Genomic DNA, 16,887 nt, shown 5'->3' on the forward strand with positions numbered 1-16,887 from the left:
ATCAGGCGAACGGGTCGGGGGTGAGCGTGTACTTCGTGCTGAGGTACTCGGCGATGCCCTCCGGCCCGCCCTCGCGGCCCAGCCCGGACGACTTGACGCCGCCGAACGGAGCGGCGGCGTTCGACACGACTCCCACGTTCAGCCCCATCATGCCCGTCTGGAGGCGCTCGATCATCCGCTGGCCGCGCGCGAGATCCCGGGTGAAGACGTACGAGACGAGCCCGAACTCGGTGTCGTTCGCGAGCCGCACGGCCTCCTCCTCGTCGCGGAACGGCACGATCGCGAGCACCGGCCCGAAGATCTCGGTGCGCAGGAGCTCGCTGCCCCGGACGACGTCCGTCAGCACCGTCGGCTCGTAGAAGTGCCCCGCACCGTCGACCGCGCGGCCACCCACGCGCACCTGAGCACCTCGCTCGACGGCGTCCTGCACGAGCGCGTCGGCCTTGGCGACGGCACGGTCGTCGATGAGCGGGCCGATGCCCACACCCTCCTCGGTGCCGCGGCCCACGCGCAGGGCGCGGACCCGCTCGGTCACCCGCGTCGCGAACTCGTCGGCGATCGATTCGTGCACGAAGAAGCGGTTGGCGGCGGTGCAGGCCTGTCCGATGTTGCGGAACTTCGCTAGCATCGCACCGTCCACCGCGCGGTCGAGGTCGGCGTCCTCGAAGACCACGAAGGGGGCGTTCCCGCCCAGCTCCATCGAGGTGCGCAGGACGTTCTCGGCGGCCTGCCGCATCAGGGTCTGCCCGACCGGGGTGGAGCCGGTGAACGACACCTTCCGCAGGCGCGGATCCGAGAGGATCGGCTCCGACACGGCCGCGGCGCTCGACGTGGTGACCACGTTGACGACGCCGGCAGGGACGCCCGCCTCGGCGAGCAGCGCCGCGAAGGCGAGGGTGGCCAGTGGAGTGAGCTCCGCGGGCTTCACGACGACCGTGCAGCCCGCCGCGAGCGCCGGCGCGATCTTGCGCGTCGCCATCGCGAGCGGGAAGTTCCACGGCGTGATCAGGTAGCAGGGACCCACCGGGTGCTGCGACACGATCATCCGCCCGGTGCCCTCCGGGTTCACGCCGTAGCGGCCCGAGATGCGCACCGCCTCCTCGCTGAACCAGCGCAGGAACTCGCCGCCGTAGGCGACCTCGCCCAGCGCCTCCGCGACCGGCTTGCCCATCTCAAGCGTCATCAGCAGGGCGAACTCGTCCTTCCGCTCCTGCAGCAGGTCGAAGGCGCGGCGGAGGATCTCGCCGCGCACCCGGGGCGCGGTCGCCGCCCACGCGGGACCGGCCTCGACCGCGGCGTCGAGCGCGCGCAGGCCGTCCTCCGGCGTCGCGTCGGCGATGGTGCGGATCACGCGGCCGGTCGCGGGGTCCTCGACGTCGATCGTCCCGCCGCCCGAGGCGTCGATCCACTCGCCTCCGATGAAGAGCCGGGCGGGCGTGCGAGCGAGGAGCGACGCCTCGGTGAGAGTCGGAGTCTCGACGGAATCAGTCACGAATGCATTCTTTCTCTGCGGATCGCGGTGCTCGGGGCACTCGCGGAGGAGGATCACCTCATCGAGGGTACTCCTCGAGGCGACGGGGAGGACCTCCTCAGACCGACTGCTCGACCCGCACGCCCGCTTCGGCGAGCTCGCGCAGCGCCGCGGCACTCGCCTCCGCCGACACCCCGGCGACGAGGTCCTCGAGCACCCGGACCTCGAGCCCGGCCGCGCGAGCGTCGAGCGCCGACGCCCGGACGCAGTGGTCGGTCGCGAGACCCACGACGTCGAGCTCCGTCACTCCCAGCCGGGCGAGCGTCTCGGGCAGGCCGTCGCCGTCGGCGGTGACTCCCTCGAACGCGGAGTAGGAGGGACGCCCCTGGCCCTTCCAGAGGTGCACGTCGATCGCGTCCGTCCGGAGCGAGGGGTGGTAGTCGGCGCCGGAGGTGCCCGCGACGCAGTGCACCGGCCAGCTGTCGACGAAGTCCGGCTCGGGCGAGAAGTGGCCGCCGTTGTCGGAGTCGCCGTCGTGCCAGTCGCGGGAGGCGAGCACGGTCCGGTACCGCTCGGGGTTCGCCGTGAGGTACGCCGAGACGTCCTCGGCGACGCGGGCGCCGCCGTCCACCGCGAGCGCGCCGCCCTCGGTGAAGTCGTTCTGCACGTCGACGATGAGGAGCGCGGTGGTCATGGGGTTCCTTCCGGAGGAGCGGGGTCGGGAGTGCGGGGTGGGGAGTGCGTGGTCAGGAGTCGGAGAGCCCGGCGCCGCAGCGGTAGAAGCCGGTGACGAGGGTGTCGATCGCGGTCTTCGCCGAGTCCGCCACGTCGCCGAGGGCGTACACGGCGAAGGTCAGGACGGTGCCGTCGGCGGCGGTGACGACTCCGGCGAGCGTGTAGCCGGTGTCGATCCAGCCGGTCTTCGCGAGCACTGCGCCATCGGCGACAGCGTTCTCACCCGCGAACCGGTCGGCGTAGGCGAGGGACCCGGTGCGGCCCGAGACCGGCAGTCCGTCGAGGACGACACCGAGGTCGCCCTCGCGCGCCTGCACCTTGCGCAGGAGCTCGGTGAAGGAGGCGGGCGCCACCGAGTTGTCGTCACTCAGACCCGACCCGTCGGCGATCACGATCCCGGTCGTGTCGACTCCGTAGCCCGCGAGGCCCTGCAGGATGCCGGCCTGCTCGGCGGCGAAGGTGCTGCCGGCGCCGGTGCGGATCGCGACGAGCCGCGCCAGCATCTCGGCGATCGCGTTGTCCGAGACGAGGAGCATCTGCTGCACGAGCTCGCGGACCGGAGCGGACTCGACCGTCCCGAGGACCTCGGCGCCGGCCGGAGCGGTCCCGGTGCTGATCGACGGCGACCCGGGAAGCTCGTCCGCGAACGCCGCGCCGGCGCGACCGACCGGGTCGGTGCCGCGCGCCGAGGTCGACGCGGTCGGATCGGCTCGATCGCCGTCGACCTGCAGCGCCGTGATCTCGGGCATGTAGCCCTGGGTCTGCTCCTTGCGGTTCCAGGTCGGCTGCCAGGTGTCGCCGGTGAAGAGCGTCGAGTCGAGGACCACCGAGGTGATCGGAGTGCCGGCGGTCCCCGGATCGGCGTCCCAGGCGCTGCGGGTCTGCTCTGCGAGATCGTCGAGGTGGGCCGCGCCGGAGTAGAACGAGCTCTGCCCGGTCGGGAGCCGGCTGAGCGTGACGTCCCCGCCGCCGACGAGCACCACGGAGCCGGGAGCCTCGCCCCGCACGACGGTCGTCGCGATGCGGGTGTCGGGGCCGAGGACGGCCAGCGCGGAGGCGGCCGTGAGGATCTTCAGCGCACTGGCGGTGCGCGAGGGGGTCTCCCCGCCGCGGTCGAACAGCACCTGACCGGTCGCCGCGTCGACGACCCGCGCCTGCATCGAGCCGAGGCGGGGATCCGCCGCCGCGTCCGCGACCGAGCAGGTGCGCAGAGCGGCAGCGGTGTCCGCGACGGTCAGCCGGGCGGACGGAGTGGGCGTCGGCGTCGGTTCCGGAGTGGCGGTGGTCGTCGCGACCGCCGCCGCAGGGCGCTCCTCGTCGCCGGCCAGCGCGGCTCCGACGCTGAACGCGCCGATCCCGAGCAGGACCGCGGCGAGGACCGCGGACACCGCGAGCAGCCACGACCGGCGGCGGGACGGAGTCGTCCGGGTCGGAGTGGTCCGGGTCGGGGTCATCCAGGACATGGTAGTCGTGGACCGTCCAGGGGACCTGGTGGAGGGAGGGGAACGGAGCCGCCTGTGGGAATCGAACCCACGACCTTCTCATTACGAGTGAGACGCTCTGCCGACTGAGCTAAGGCGGCGTGAACGAGGGCCTGGGCCCCGGACACGAGTACACAGCATATACGGTCGCGAGCCCGGTCGTGAACACGACCGGCGCGGCTCCCTACCCCCGATGGCCCCTCAGGCCAGGACCGAGCGCAGCTCCTCGAACGACGCGGCGACCCGGCCCGGCAGCGCCACCCGGCCGTCCTGGTCGGCCCAGCAGACCCACGCGTGGCGCATCGCCGCGAGCCCGACGAGCGTGAGCATGCGCGCCCGGCTGCGTGCGACGTCGGGGTCCTGCTCGGTGCGGGCGAGGCGGTCGGCGACCAGCTGCTCCACGGCGACCTCGAAGTCGCGCATGCCGGCGATCTTGAGGCCCACCAGCTGCGGATGCTCGCGGAACAGCTCGCGCCGGAGCAGGTGCAGCTCGCGGTCGTCCTCCATCGGCTCCTCCATCGCGGCGACGAAGACGCTCTGCAGGGCGTCGAGGACCGGCCCCTCCCCCTCGACGAAGGCGGCGGCCGTCTCGTCGGTGATCACCGGGAGTCCGCCGACGAGGGCGTCCTCCTTCGACGCGAAGTAGTTGAAGAACGTGCGCGTCGAGACGTCGGCCTGCCGCGACACGTCCTCGATGGTCACGCGGTCGGGCCCGCGCTCGGCGGCGAGGCGGAGCACCGCCATCTCGATCGCGCGCCGGGTGGCGAGACGCTTGCGCTCCCGGAGACCGGGGCGGGGGGCGGTCGGCTCTGTCTCTCTCAGCACTGCGGATCCTCCGATGGCACGACGCCCTCGAGGAGGTAGGCGTCGACCGTGTCGTTCACGCACGGGTTGGACTTGTTGTAGGCGGTGTGACCCTCGCCCGTGTAGGTGAGGAGGTGCCCCTCGGCGAGCTGGCCGGCGAGGGCCTGGGCCCACACGTAGGGCGTGGCCGGATCGTTGGTGGTGCCCACCACGAGGATCGGCGCGGATCCCTCCGCCGCGATGGGCTCCCGCGCGCCCTCGAACCGGGCGGGCCACTCGCTGCAGAGGATGTCGCCGTACGCCATGTAGCGCCCGATCGTCGGGGCGGCCTCCTCGAGCGCCGCCGCATCGGCGCGCATCGCGGCCACATCGCCGGTGTAGGAGTAGTCGACGCAGTTGATCGCGAGGAAGGCCTCGGTGGCGTTGTCGCGGTACGCGCCGTCGGCGTCGCGGCCGTTGTACGCGTCGGCGTACTGGAACGCGGTCGTCGCCGTGCCCGACTGCACCTCGGCGAGCATCTCGCTGAGGGCGCCCCATGCTCCCGCGTCGTAGAGCGGGTAGACGATCGCGGTGAAGAGCGTGTTCGCCCCCAGGACCCGGCCGTCGCCCGCGCGGATCCCGGACGCGTCGACCCGCTCGAGCATCGACCGCACCTGATCCATCCCGTCCTCGACGGAGCCGGAGAAGGGGCAGTCGGCCGAGCCGAGGCAGTCGGCGAGATAGGCGCGCAGGGCGCTCTCGAACCCCTTCGCCTGCTCGCGCACCACGTCGAGCGAGGTCGCGGACGGATCGATCGCGCCGTCGAGCACGAGGCGGCCGACCCGCTCGGGGAAGAGCCCCGCGTACGTCGCGCCGAGGAACGTGCCGTAGGAGTAGCCGAGGTAGTTCAACGTCTCGTCGCCGAGCGCGGCGCGCAGCACGTCGAGGTCGCGCGCCGCGTTCGGCGTCCCGACCTCGCCGAGCAGGGAGCCGCTGCGCTCGGCGCAGGCGTCGGCGAAGGCGGACGACGCGGTGCGCTGGGCGGCGATCCACTCGTCGCTCCCCCGCTCGCCCGGGATGATGTCGTAGAGGTAGGAGTCGAGTCCCGCGTCGTCGAGGCAGGTGACGGCCGTCGAGGCGCCGACGCCCCGCGGGTCGAAGCCGACGACGTCGTAGCGGGCCGAGAGCTCCTCGTCGACGGCGTAGTCGACGCTGTCGCGGACGAAGTCGACTCCCGAGGCGCCGGGGCCTCCGGGGTTCACCAGCAGGGAGCCGAGCGCCGGCTGCTCGGCGGCCGGGTGGCGCACGAGGGCGATCGTCGCCGTCTCCCCCGCGGGCTCGTCCCAGTCGAGCGGGACCGTCGCCTCCGTGCACTGCGCGCCGTCGCCGCAGTCGTCCCAGACGAGGACCTGGCCGTAGTACGGCTCGAGCGGCGCCTCGACCGGCTGCGCGGCGGGCGTGGACGTCGCGGACGTGGTCGGCGCGAAGCACCCGGCGAGCAGAGCCGACGCGGCGATCACGGCGGCTGCGGCGAGCGAGCGCCCCGCGCGCCTCACGCCGCCACCGGACGGCGGGCGGCGACCACGAGCATCGCCTCCAGCGCGAGGACCGGCGACACGTTGGCGTCGATCCGCTGCCGCGCCATCGAGACGGCCTCGAGCACCGCGAGGGTGCGCTCGGGCCGGGTGGCGTCGGCGAGCGCGGTCATCTCGGCGCGGACCTCCTCGTTGATGACCCCGCCCGGCGCACCGAGCTGCAGGCGCACGACGTCGCGGTAGAGCGAGAGAAGGTCGACGAGGATCCGGTCCAGACCGTCGCGGAGGCTCCGCGTCGCGCGGCGCTTCTGGTCCTCCTCGAGGGCCCTCAGCTGCGAGCGCAGCTGCGGCGGGATCGTGCCCCCCGGCTCGACTCCGAGCGAACGCAGGGCCTGGGCGCGCTCGACCTCGTCGCGCTCGAGGGTGATCGCCTTCGCATCGTCGGTCGCGACCTCGATCAGGCGGGCGGCCCCCAGCACGGCGTCCGACACCCCGCGCAGGCGCAGGGCGATCCGGAGCGTCTCCTCGCGCCGCGCACGCGCGTTCGCATCGGTGGCGAGGCGGTGCGCCATGCCGATGTGGCTCTGCGCCTGGCGGGCCGCGCGCTCCGCCGTCTCGGAGTCGACCCCGTCGCGGCGCTCGAGCAGCCCGGCGACGTCCTCGACGCTCGGGACCCGCAGGCGCACCGAGCGCACCCGGGAGCGGATGGTGGGCAGCAGGTCGGCCTCGCTGGGCGCGCAGAGGATCCAGACCGTGCGCTCGGGCGGCTCCTCGAGCGCCTTCAGCAGCACGTTCGACGTGCGCTCGCTCATCCGATCGGCGTCCTCGATCACCATCACGCGGTAGCGCGAGACGGACGGCGAGTACTGCGAGCTCGAGACGAGCTTGCGCACCTCCTCGATCGAGATGATCACGCGCTCGGTCGCGAGGACGGAGAGATCGGGGTGCGACCGGGCCGCGACCTGCCGGCAGTCCGGGCACTCGCCGCAGCCGCCGTTCCGGCACAGCAGCGCCGAGGCGAACGCGTAGGCGAGGTTCGAGCGGCCGGAGCCGGGCGGGCCGGTGATGAGCCACGAGTGCGTCATCGACGCCGACTCGTCACCCGAGGCGGAGCGGGGCGTGGAGGCGTCGCGCAGGGCGCCGATGGCGTGCTCCTGGCCGACGAGCTGGCTCCAGACGTTCACGCGTCCACGCTACCCGCGAGTACCGACAGGACCGCCGTCGCGCTCGAGGAGCTCCTCCACGCGCGAGCGCACAGCAGCGGCGAGCTCCTCGACGGGGAGGGCGGCGTCGAGCACGAGGAAGCGCTCGGGGTCGGATCGGGCGATCGCGAGGAACGCGCCGCGGACCCTCTCGTGGAACTCCGCCTTCTCGGCCTCGAGCCGATCGAACCGGGTGCGGGCGGCGTCCAGGCGCGAGCGGGCCGCCGCCGGATCGAGATCGAGCAGCACCGTGAGATCGGGGCGGAAGTCGTGGGTCGCCCACTCCGAGAGGCGCCTCACCTCGTCCGCGTCGAGCACGCGTCCTGCCCCCTGATAGGCGACGGAGGAGTCGATGTAGCGGTCCTGGACCACCACCTCGCCGCGCTCGATCGCCGGCCGCACCAGCGTGCCGATGTGCTGGGCGCGGTCCGCCGCGTAGAGCAGGGCCTCGGCGCGCGGGTCGATCTCGCCGCGGTGGTGGAGGACGATCTCGCGGATCTGCACCCCCACCTCCGTGCCGCCCGGCTCCCGGGTGCGCACGACGGTCTCGCCCCGCGAGCCCAGCCACTCCTCGAGCAGCCGGGCCTGCGTCGTCTTGCCCGCGCCGTCCCCGCCCTCGAGGGTGACGAACAGCCCGGTCACTCCGCGGTGCCCGTCGCCTCCGATGCGGCCGCGGGCTTCTTCGCGGCCGGCTTGCGGGTGGTGGTCTTGGCGGCGGTGGTCGTCGCCGTCGTGGTCTTGGCCGCCGTGGTCTTGGCCGCCGTCGTCTTCGCCGCGGTGGTCTTGGCCGCCGTCGTCTTGGCCGCCGGCTTCTTGGCGGGTGCGCGCTTCGCGGGTGCCTTCTTGACCGGCCCCTTGGCGCGCTTGTCGGCGAGCATCTGCACGGCCTGCTCGAAGTCGATCTCCTCGATCGTCTGGCCCTTGGGGATCGTGACGTTCGTCTCGCCGTCGGTGACGTAGGCGCCGAAGCGGCCGTCGCGGATCCGGATCGGCTTGCCGCTCACCGGGTCCGCCTCGAACTCCTTCAGCGCGCTCGACGCCCGCTTCGCTCCGTACTTGGGCTGCGCGAACACCTCCAGCGCGGTGGGCAGGTCGACCTCGAAGATCTGGTCCTCGCTGGTGAGCGAGCGGCTGTCCGTGCCCTTCTTGAGGTACGGGCCGTAGCGGCCGTTCTGAGCCGTGATCGGCTCGCCCGTCTCGGGATCCTCGCCGACCGTGCGCGGCAGGTCCAGCAGGCGGAGCGCCGTGGCCAGGTCGACCGTCGCGACGTCCATCGATTTGAAGAGGGAGGAGGTGCGCGGCTTGACGACCGCGGGCTTCTTCGCCCCGCGCTTGGCGGGGGCGGGCTCGACGACCTCGCCCGTCGCCGGGTCTGCGGCCGTCTCGGGCTCGGGATCGACCTCGGTGACGTACGGGCCGAAGCGCCCGTCCTTCACGACGACGGTCTTCCCGGTGTCGGGGTTGCTGCCGAGCACCCGGTCGGTCTGCACCGGCGCGTCGATGAGCTCCTGCGCCTTGGCGGGAGTCAGCTCGTCGGGGGCGAGCTCGAGCGGCAGGTTGACGCGGCGCGGCGTCTCCTGTCCCTCCTCCTCGGCGACCTCGAGGTACGGGCCGTACTTGCCGATCCGCAGCGTGATGTCGTCGGTGATGCGGATGGAGTTGATGCTCTTCGCGTCGATCTCGCCGAGGTTGTCGACGACGTTGCGGAGTCCGGGGTGCGCGCCGCCGCCGAAGTAGAAGCGGTTCAGCCAGTCGACCCGGTCCTCCTCGCCGCCGGCGATGCGGTCGAGGTCGCCCTCCATCTCGGCCGTGAAGTCGTACTCCACGAGGTCCGAGAAGAAGTCCTCGAGCAGGCGCACGACCGAGAAGGCGATCCAGTTGGGCACGAGCGCCGTGCCGCGCGGAGTGACGTATCCGCGGTCGACGATGGTCGAGATGATCGACGCGTACGTCGAGGGGCGCCCGATCCCCAGCTCTTCGAGCGACTTGACGAGGCTCGCCTCCGTGTAGCGCGGGGGCGGCGAGGTCTCGTGGCCCTTCGCCTCGACCTCGGCGACCACGAGGGACTGGCCGACCTCGAGCACGGGGAGTTTCGCGTCCTTCTCGTCGCGGGCGCCGTGGCGCTCCTCGTCGCGGCCCTCCTCGTAGGCGAGCAGGAAGCCGCGGAAGGTGATGACCGTGCCGGACGCGGTGAACTCGGCGCTGCGGGTGGTGTCGCCGGCCGGGTTCGCCTCGAGGGTGACCGTGGCGGTCGAGCCCTTGGCGTCGGCCATCTGGGAGGCGACGGTGCGCTTCCAGATGAGGTCGTAGAGGCGGTGGTCGTTGCCGCGGAGGGTGCCCGCGAGCTGGTCGGGGGTGCGGAAGGTCTCGCCGGCGGGGCGGATCGCCTCGTGCGCCTCCTGCGCGTTCTTGTTCTTGCCGGAGTAGAGGCGCGGCTTGTCGGGCACCGTCTCGGCTCCGTAGAGCGCGGTCGCCTGCGAGCGCGCCGCGGTGATCGCCTGCTGCGACAGGTTGGGCGAGTCGGTCCTCATGTAGGTGATGAAGCCGTTCTCGTACAGCGACTGCGCCACGCTCATGGTCTGGCGGGCCGAGAAGCGGAGCTTGCGCGCCGCCTCCTGCTGGAGCGTCGACGTGGTGAACGGAGCGGCGGGGCGCCGCGAGTAGGGCTTGGACTCGAGGTTGGTGACGCGCACGAGGGTCGCCGGGTTGCGCAGAGCCGTGGCCAGTGCGGTGGCGCTGGTCTCGTCGAGCACGGTGACGTCGCTCTTGAGCTCGCCGCGGTCGTCGAAGTCGCGGCCGCTGCCGATGCGCTTGCCGTCGAGGCGCGCCAGTCGGGCGTCGAAGCCCGCCGAGGCGTCGGCCTCGGGGGCGAGCACGGTCGCGAGGTCCCAGTAGCTCGCCGAGACGAACGCGAGCCGCTCGCGCTCGCGGTCGACGACGAGGCGGGTGGCGGCCGACTGCACGCGACCGGCCGAGAGTCCGGGGCCGACCTTGCGCCAGAGCACCGGGGAGATCTCGTAGCCGTAGAGGCGGTCGAGGATCCGGCGGGTCTCCTGCGCGTCGACCAGGGAGGTGTCGATGTCGCGGGTGTTCTGGCTGGCCTTCTGGATCGCGTCCTTGGTGATCTCGTGGAAGACCATGCGGTGCACGGGGACCTTGGGCTTGAGCTCCTCGAGGAGGTGCCACGCGATGGCCTCGCCCTCGCGGTCCTCATCCGTCGCGAGGAAGAGCTCGTCGGCGTTCTTCAGCGCCCGCTTGAGATCGGCGACCGTCTTCTTCTTCTGGTCCGACACGACGTAGTAGGGCTCGAAGCCGTTGTCGACGTCGACCGAGAACTTGCCCAGCGGGCCCTTCTTGAGCTCGGGCGGGAGGTTCTTGGGCTCGATGAGGTCGCGGATGTGACCGACGGAGGCGAGCACCTCGTACCCGTCGCCCAGGTACTGGGCGATGGTCTTGGCTTTCGCCGGCGACTCGACGATCACCAGCTTCTTCGTGCCGGACACAGTTCTCCTCGGTTGATGCTGTCGGGTCGGACGGGCGGGCCGTCCGACGGGTCCCCGTCTGCGGGGAGGCGGTGCGCGGCGGCCGCACGGGGAACGGTGTCCCGTTCGCGTGGGCCTCGGGCGCCCGACAGGCACACCATACACACCGAGTCCGGGGACCGAGGCCCCCGCGGGTGCCGGATGAGGCTGAGAGCGGGCCCTGAGCACGCCGAACGCGAGGAGGTCCGTCGAGCCGCTCCTGGTGACGTCGCGGCCCGATCGGCGCATGATGAGGTGCATGGCAACGACGCACACTCCTTCTTCCTCCCTCCGCCCGTCCGACACGCTCGCCGCGTACACGGCGAAGCTCGCGGACGGCCCTCTCGAGGGCAAGACGCTCCGCCGCCCGTACGGCGACGACGGCGCTCCCGCCGCCCGGATCGAGATCCCGACCGGCCGCGGCTCCTCCCGCTGGGTCTACCTCCTCGCCGGCTCCCTCGAGCACGACGAGGGCGCGGGGTCGCAGCCCACGGCCGCCGCCTACCGGTACCAGCGCCTCAGCTCCGACTGATCCGGACGGCGGCTGACGGGTCGCCCGGGCGGCGCCCCGTCCATCAGGGCGGCGGACCGGCCCTCGACCGCGCGGGCAGCGCGAGCGGACCGACGGAGACCGAGACCGAGACGGTCGCGACTCCTCCTTCCACTGCGCACTCCGACAGCGTCGCCGAACCCGCTTCCGCCACCCGCTGAGCCTCGGTGCACGGCGCCCCGGCCAGCAGCCCGGAGGCGACGTCGGCCGCGGCGAGCGCCGCCGCGTCCGCCGCGGCCACCGCGCGCTGATGCCCGATCACACCGCCGCACCCCGCGAGCACCGCGGCGGTGACGAGGATCGTGCCCGCCACGACACCGACGACCGCCGTCGCCGCCGAGCCGTCCTCGGCGCGGAACGCCCTTAGTAGCCGATCCCGCCGCCCCGCCACCGTACGTTTCACCGGCCACCGCCCAGCGCGCACGAGCGCACCTCCACCGGCACCTCGAGCACCGGGAGCGGCCGCAGCCGGGCCGCCACGCTCACGCACACGAGACCCCCTCCTCCGCCACCGCGACCGCCGCCTCCGCGTCGACCCGCGCCACCGGCCCCGCGGGATCATCTCCCCGAGCGGAGGACCGGGCGCTGTCGGCCGTCGCATCCACCAGCCGCACGTACTGGGCCGACGCCGCGACCGAGCCCAGACACAGCGCCAGCACCACGACCACCGCGGGGAGGACGACCGCCAGCTCCGCGCTCGCCGATCCGTCCTCCTCCGCCGCTCGCCGCACCGCCCTGCCGGCGCGGCCCCTCATCCGCCGGACGTCAGCGCGCGGGTGACGAGGTCGGTCAGGATCCCGCGCACCTCGTCCCCCTTGAGGATCACCACCAGCAGACCCGCGAAGCCGACCGCGGCCATCGTCGCGATCGCGTACTCGGCGGTCGCCGATCCCTCCTCCTCCGCCACGAGCCGGCGCAGCCCCGGCCGCGCCGCGCCCACCGGTGCTCCCCTACCGTCGAACCCGTTCATCTCTCCTGCTCCGTTCCCGCCCCGTGCTGTGCCCCTCACCACGAGCATCGCCGGGTCCTCCGACCCGCACGCAGCCGATCGACCGATCGGTGGAGAGCGCGGTTCGATGCCGCCTGGGGAGGAGCCCGCTCACCGCGTGACGTCGAAGGTCGAGAGCAGCACGGACACGATCATCGGAGCGACGCCCAGCAGCAGGAAGGCGGGCAGCACGCACACGCCCAGCGGCAGCATCAGGGTCACCCCGAGTCGCGCGGCCCGCTCCCGGGCACGACCCGCGGCCCGCACCCGTACCAGCGCCGCCTCGCTGCGCAGCAGCCGCCCCGCGGGCACTCCGGCGCCGGTCGACAGCGCGAGGATCGCCTCCGCGGCCTCGAGCGCTCGGGCGTCCGGAGGCAGTCCGCACTCGGCCAGCGCCGCCAGCACGCGCGCTCGGGCCGCGTCGACGGACCCTCCTCCGGCGAGCGCGACCGCGAGCAGGTCGAGCGCGAGGCCCGGAGCCGCCTCCCCCGGGTCCGCTCCGCGCACCAGACGGCGGGTCCACGCCTGCGCGAGCACCATCAGAGCCGCTCCCCCGGCGAGGCAGACGAGCCCGGGCACCGTGCCCACGAGCACCCCGACCACGTCGAACCCCAGGAGCACCCCGAAGCCCAGCGCCACGAGCGGCAGCACACCGACCACCCGCCCGGTCGCCGCGGGTCCCGCGAGCGCCACGTCGATGTCGCGGCGCGCCCGCCCCGTCTCGCGCATCGACTCCGCCAGCTCGGTCAGCGCAGCAGCCACCGGAGCCCCGGAGTCGGCGGCCACCCGCCAGCACGCGGCGAGGGACGCCCAGGCCGTCGCCTCACCACCGTCCCGGGTAAGCCGCCGACCGCGGCGACGGACGCCGGATCGACGCGACTCCGGAACCCCGCGCAGGAGCGCCTCCGTCGCATCACCGCCGCGAGCCGCCTCGAGCGCGACCGAGCGGAGCAGCCGCCTCCGTCGAGCCGCACCCGGTGGGCCCGCCGCACCCGAGGGGTCGGCTTCGGCCAGATGGGTCAGCGCGGAGGCGGGAGCCACCCCCGCAGCGAGCAGGACCGACAGCCGGTGCACGACGGCCGCGACCTCGTCCAGCCCGTCCGCGCTCCTCACGGTGCCGACCGGGCCCGGGCGGGCAGCGTCCCCTCGGCGATCCGCAGCCGTCCGGAGTCGTCCAGAGCGAAACACCCCCAGGACGCCAGGCGACGGCGCCCGCCCCGGCGCTCGAGGTGCAGCACGAGATCGAGCGCACTCACCGCCTGGCGCGCGACGGCGTCCGGTCCCATCCCGGCGAGCGCACCGAGCGCCTCGAGCCGCGACGGCACGTCGGCGAGCGAGTTCGCGTGCACCGTCCCCGCCCCGCCGTCGTGGCCGGTGTTCAGCGCCGAGAGCAGCTCCCGCAGCTCCGCCCCGCGGCACTCGCCCAGGACGAGGCGGTCCGGCCGCATCCGCAGCGCTTCGCGCACGAGCCGGTCGAGTCCGACGCCGCCCGCCCCCTCGAGGTTGGGCTGTCGCGACTCGAGCGAGACGACGTGCGGATGCGCGGGCCGCAGCTCCCCCACGTCCTCGATCGCGATGATGCGCTCGTGCGTCGGCGCGCACCCCAGCAGCGCTCCGAGCAGCGTCGTCTTCCCGGAGCCGCCCGCCCCCGAGACGAGCAGGTTCCACCGCGACGCGACCGCGCGGCCGAGGAGGGCGCGACCGGAGTCGTCCATCATCCCCGCCGCCTGCAGCTGCTCGAGGCTCCACGCCTCGGCCCTCGGGACGCGCACCGAGATCAGGGCCCCCACCGTGGCCACCGGAGGGAGCACCACGTGCACGCGGACGCCGTGCCGCAGCCGCACGTCGACGCACGGGCTCGCCTCGTCGACGTGCCGGCCGCCCGCGGCGACGAGGGACACGGCCAGACGCCGCGCACCCGTCGCGTCGAGCGACCAGGTCGGCTCGCGCACCGCCCCCTGGCCGCGGTCCACCCAGAGCCCGGCTCCGCCGTTGACGAAGAGGTCGGTGACGGCCGGATCGGCGGCGAACGGCGCCAGGAGCCCGAGGGCGGCCGCTCCCGGCCGGACGGGAGGAGGGGCCGGCGCAGGGGCCGCGGGCGGCTCCCTGCGGAACTCGGCAGGGACGAGGGGCACGAAGTCGGCGATCATCCGGGCACGCTAGGCGCGCACGCACTCCCGCCGACGGCGCAGCACCCGGATCGGTGGAGACGCCCGCGATCGAGGGGCTGGGGAGGAACGAAAGGCGGACGAGCCCGAGAGGCCCACCTCCGCGAGCCCGAGCTCCAGCGGCGACACGGCCCGGGGTCCTGCACGGGCCGTTAAGAGAAGGGGGCGGCACCCATTGGGGGGAACAGGTGCCGCCTCGGCGGCGCGGGATTGGGGGGAATCACATGCGCCGCTGAGCCGAAGTTCATTCGGCCGTATGTAAGAGTACGTGACCGCGGCCGAAACGCCAACCCCCGATTTCCGACCCGTTCGGGGGCACGCCGACCACCACCGGGCACACCTCCCCGGCACACGCCCGGCCCCGCCTCCCCCGCGCGCTACGGTGGAGCGAGATCGGCCGGCAGCGGCCGTGCAGGCGCACTCGCGAAGGAGCGAATCGCAGATGACCACTCCCCCCGACGACGTCGTGATCCCGGGTTCCGAGACCATCGACAACCTCCTCCACGAGACCCGCCGGTTCCCTCCCCCCGCCGACTTCGCAGAGAACGCCGTCGCCACCGCCGACCTCTACGACGAGGCGGCCGCCGACCGTCTCGCGTTCTGGGCCGCGCGCAGCCGCGAGCTGCTGCACTGGCACCGCCCGTTCACGCGGACCCTCGACTGGAGCGACCCGCCCTTCGCGAAGTGGTTCGACGACGGCGAGCTGAACGTCGCCTACAACTGCCTCGACCGCCACGTGCTCGCCGGCCACGGCGACCGGGTCGCGATCCACTGGGAGGGCGAGCCCGGCGACACCCGCACCCTCACCTACGCGCAGCTCACCGCCGAGGTGAAGCGCGCCGCCAACCTGCTGACCAGCCTCGGCGTGCACGCGGGCGACCGCGTCGCGATCTACCTGCCGATGATCCCGGAGGCGGTCGTCGCGATGCTCGCCGTCGCGCGGATCGGTGCGGTCCACTCCGTCGTCTTCGGCGGCTTCAGCGCCGAGAGCCTGCGGGCGCGCATCGACGACGCGGAGGCGAAGCTCGTCATCACCGCCGACGGCGGCTGGCGCAAGGGCTCGGTCTTCCCGCTCAAGCCCGCCGTCGACGCCGCCCTCGCGATCGGCGGGGACGACTCCCCCTCCACGGTCGAGCACGTGCTCGTCGTGCAGCGCGGCGGCAACACGGTCGATTGGCGCGACGGCCGCGACCTCTGGTGGCACGAGGAGATCGTCGCGGTCGACGCCGACCACACGGCCCGCGCGTTCCCCGCCGAGCAGCCCCTCTTCATCCTCTACACGAGCGGCACCACCGGGAAGCCCAAGGGCATCCTGCACACCAGCGGCGGCTACCTGACCCAGGTCGCCTACACGCACCGCTCGGTGTTCGACCTGCACCCCGAGACCGACGTCTACTGGTCGACAGCCGATGTCGGCTGGATCACCGGGCACAGCTACGTCGTCTACGGGCCGCTGGCCAACGGAGCGACGCAGGTGATGTACGAGGGCACCCCCGACACCCCGCACACCGGCCGCTGGTGGGAGATCGTCGAGAAGTACGGCGTGACGATCCTCTACGCCGCGCCCACGGCGATCCGCTCGTTCATGAAGCTCGGCCGCCAGATCCCGCAGCGCTTCGACCTCTCGAGCCTCCGGCTGCTCGGATCGGTGGGCGAGCCGATCAACCCGGAGGCGTGGGTCTGGTACCGCGACGTCATCGGCGGCGGCCGCACGCCCATCGTCGACACGTGGTGGCAGACCGAGACCGGGGCGATCATGGTGTCGCCCCTCCCGGGCGTGACGACGCTCAAACCGGGCTCGGCGCAGGTGCCGCTGCCCGGCGTCTCGATCGACGTCGTCGACGAGTCCGGCCGCTCGGTCGGCCAGGACTCGGGCGGCCTGCTCGTGATCACGGAGCCGTGGCCCGCGATGCTGCGCGGCATCTGGGGCGATCCCGAGCGCTACGTCGAGACCTACTGGTCGAAGTTCGGCGACCGGTACTTCGCCGGCGACGGCGCGCGCCGGGACCGCGACGGCGACCTCTGGCTGCTCGGGCGCGTCGACGACGTGATGAACGTGTCGGGACACCGGCTCTCGACCGCCGAGATCGAGTCGGCGCTCGTCTCGCACCCTGTCGTGGCCGAGGCCGCGGTCGTCGGAGCGGCGGACGAGGCGACCGGCCAGGCCGTCGTCGCGTTCGTGATCGCGAAGGCGAGCCAGGCGGAGTCGCTGGCGGGCGGCCACGACGAGCTCGTGGCGACCCTCAAGGCGCACGTCGCCGAGCACATCGGAGCGATCGCTCGCCCGAAGCGCATCCTGATCGTGCAGGAGCTGCCCAAGACCCGCTCGGGCAAGATCATGCGCCGCCTCCTGCGCGACGTCGCGGAGGGACGGGCCGTCGGCGACACGACGACGCTCGCCGACACGCAGGTGATGACCGTCATCTCGTCCGCGATCGCCGCGGAGTGAGTGC

The 16,887-nt window shown here is 73.3% G+C and carries 15 protein-coding genes and 1 tRNA gene; 2 read left to right on the forward strand and 14 right to left on the reverse strand.

Annotation, left to right across the window (positions count from 1 at the left end; genetic code table 11):
- Position 1: 1 nt before the first annotated feature.
- The 9 genes from C1I63_RS17490 to topA all read right to left on the reverse strand — a co-directional run bounded on the left by C1I63_RS17490 (position 2) and on the right by topA (position 10,710).
- Complete coding sequence (locus tag C1I63_RS17490; RefSeq protein WP_107575943.1) at positions 2-1,492, reverse strand: NAD-dependent succinate-semialdehyde dehydrogenase; 1,491 nt, start codon at positions 1,490-1,492, stop codon at positions 2-4.
- Positions 1,493-1,589: 97 nt separating this feature from the next.
- On the reverse strand, positions 1,590-2,165 hold the full coding sequence (locus C1I63_RS17495) for an isochorismatase family protein (protein ID WP_107575594.1): 576 nt from the start codon (positions 2,163-2,165) through the stop codon (positions 1,590-1,592).
- A gap of 52 nt (positions 2,166-2,217) precedes the next feature.
- Positions 2,218-3,660 carry a D-alanyl-D-alanine carboxypeptidase/D-alanyl-D-alanine endopeptidase gene (gene dacB, locus C1I63_RS17500; protein WP_244907149.1) on the reverse strand — a complete coding sequence of 481 codons (1,443 nt, stop codon included), beginning with the start codon at positions 3,658-3,660 and terminating at the stop codon, positions 2,218-2,220.
- A gap of 55 nt (positions 3,661-3,715) precedes the next feature.
- Positions 3,716-3,788, reverse strand: a tRNA-Thr gene (locus tag C1I63_RS17505).
- A gap of 100 nt (positions 3,789-3,888) precedes the next feature.
- On the reverse strand, positions 3,889-4,512 hold the full coding sequence (locus C1I63_RS17510; protein WP_055791298.1) for a TetR/AcrR family transcriptional regulator: 624 nt from the start codon (positions 4,510-4,512) through the stop codon (positions 3,889-3,891).
- The gene (locus C1I63_RS17515; RefSeq protein ID WP_107575595.1) at positions 4,506-6,026 is read right to left on the reverse strand and encodes an alpha/beta hydrolase; all 1,521 of its coding nucleotides are present in this window, start codon (positions 6,024-6,026) and stop codon (positions 4,506-4,508) included. Before C1I63_RS17515 ends, C1I63_RS17510 begins: the two co-directional genes overlap by 7 nt.
- Positions 6,023-7,189, reverse strand: a complete 1,167-nt coding sequence (locus tag C1I63_RS17520; RefSeq protein WP_107575596.1) for a DNA polymerase III subunit delta' — start codon at positions 7,187-7,189, stop codon at positions 6,023-6,025. The genes C1I63_RS17515 and C1I63_RS17520 overlap by 4 nt, the downstream gene beginning before the upstream one ends.
- A 9-nt stretch (positions 7,190-7,198) precedes the next feature.
- Positions 7,199-7,849 carry a dTMP kinase gene (tmk, locus tag C1I63_RS17525; protein ID WP_107575597.1) on the reverse strand — a complete coding sequence of 217 codons (651 nt, stop codon included), beginning with the start codon at positions 7,847-7,849 and terminating at the stop codon, positions 7,199-7,201.
- On the reverse strand, positions 7,846-10,710 hold the full coding sequence (topA, locus tag C1I63_RS17530) for a type I DNA topoisomerase (protein ID WP_107575598.1): 2,865 nt from the start codon (positions 10,708-10,710) through the stop codon (positions 7,846-7,848). Before topA ends, tmk begins: the two co-directional genes overlap by 4 nt.
- Before the next feature lie 277 nt (positions 10,711-10,987).
- On the opposite strand from topA, the gene C1I63_RS17535 reads away from it, so the two are divergent.
- The gene (locus C1I63_RS17535) at positions 10,988-11,260 is read left to right on the forward strand and encodes a hypothetical protein (protein ID WP_107575599.1); all 273 of its coding nucleotides are present in this window, start codon (positions 10,988-10,990) and stop codon (positions 11,258-11,260) included.
- Positions 11,261-11,303: 43 nt separating this feature from the next.
- Here C1I63_RS17535 and C1I63_RS17540 read toward each other — a convergent pair whose 3' ends face one another.
- The 5 genes from C1I63_RS17540 to C1I63_RS17560 form a co-directional block, all read right to left on the reverse strand.
- Positions 11,304-11,681: an Rv3654c family TadE-like protein gene (locus C1I63_RS17540; RefSeq protein WP_244907151.1), complete on the reverse strand. Its 378-nt coding sequence runs from the start codon at positions 11,679-11,681 to the stop codon at positions 11,304-11,306.
- 79 nt (positions 11,682-11,760) lie between these two features.
- Positions 11,761-12,033, reverse strand: a complete 273-nt coding sequence (locus C1I63_RS17545) for a hypothetical protein (RefSeq protein WP_107575601.1) — start codon at positions 12,031-12,033, stop codon at positions 11,761-11,763.
- On the reverse strand, positions 12,030-12,248 hold the full coding sequence (locus C1I63_RS17550) for a DUF4244 domain-containing protein (protein ID WP_107575602.1): 219 nt from the start codon (positions 12,246-12,248) through the stop codon (positions 12,030-12,032). Before C1I63_RS17550 ends, C1I63_RS17545 begins: the two co-directional genes overlap by 4 nt.
- Before the next feature lie 129 nt (positions 12,249-12,377).
- The gene (locus C1I63_RS17555; protein ID WP_244907153.1) at positions 12,378-13,379 is read right to left on the reverse strand and encodes a type II secretion system F family protein; all 1,002 of its coding nucleotides are present in this window, start codon (positions 13,377-13,379) and stop codon (positions 12,378-12,380) included.
- Positions 13,376-14,416 (reverse strand): TadA family conjugal transfer-associated ATPase, encoded by a 1,041-nt coding sequence (locus C1I63_RS17560; RefSeq protein ID WP_107575603.1) that lies wholly within the window; start codon positions 14,414-14,416, stop codon positions 13,376-13,378. The genes C1I63_RS17555 and C1I63_RS17560 overlap by 4 nt, the downstream gene beginning before the upstream one ends.
- Positions 14,417-14,876: 460 nt before the next feature.
- Between C1I63_RS17560 and acs the strand changes: the two genes are divergently transcribed.
- Positions 14,877-16,883 carry an acetate--CoA ligase gene (gene acs / locus C1I63_RS17565; RefSeq protein WP_107575604.1) on the forward strand — a complete coding sequence of 669 codons (2,007 nt, stop codon included), beginning with the start codon at positions 14,877-14,879 and terminating at the stop codon, positions 16,881-16,883.
- Positions 16,884-16,887: the final 4 nt, after the last annotated feature.

The organism is Rathayibacter caricis DSM 15933, from assembly GCF_003044275.1.
Lineage (GTDB): Bacteria > Actinomycetota > Actinomycetes > Actinomycetales > Microbacteriaceae > Rathayibacter > Rathayibacter caricis.

Excerpts from the sequence above, each read along its gene's own strand:
- C1I63_RS17495 (WP_107575594.1), bottom strand. The coding sequence starts at position 2,165 with ATGACCACCGCGCTCCTCATCGTCGACGTGCAGAACGACTTCACCGAG.
- acs (WP_107575604.1), top strand. The coding sequence starts at position 14,877 with ATGACCACTCCCCCCGACGACGTCGTGATCCCGGGTTCCGAGACCATC.
- dacB (WP_244907149.1), bottom strand. The coding sequence starts at position 3,660 with ATGACCCCGACCCGGACCACTCCGACCCGGACGACTCCGTCCCGCCGC.
- C1I63_RS17545 (WP_107575601.1), bottom strand. The coding sequence starts at position 12,033 with ATGAGGGGCCGCGCCGGCAGGGCGGTGCGGCGAGCGGCGGAGGAGGAC.
- C1I63_RS17560 (WP_107575603.1), bottom strand. The coding sequence starts at position 14,416 with ATGATCGCCGACTTCGTGCCCCTCGTCCCTGCCGAGTTCCGCAGGGAG.
- C1I63_RS17550 (WP_107575602.1), bottom strand. The coding sequence starts at position 12,248 with ATGAACGGGTTCGACGGTAGGGGAGCACCGGTGGGCGCGGCGCGGCCG.
- C1I63_RS17535 (WP_107575599.1), top strand. The coding sequence starts at position 10,988 with ATGGCAACGACGCACACTCCTTCTTCCTCCCTCCGCCCGTCCGACACG.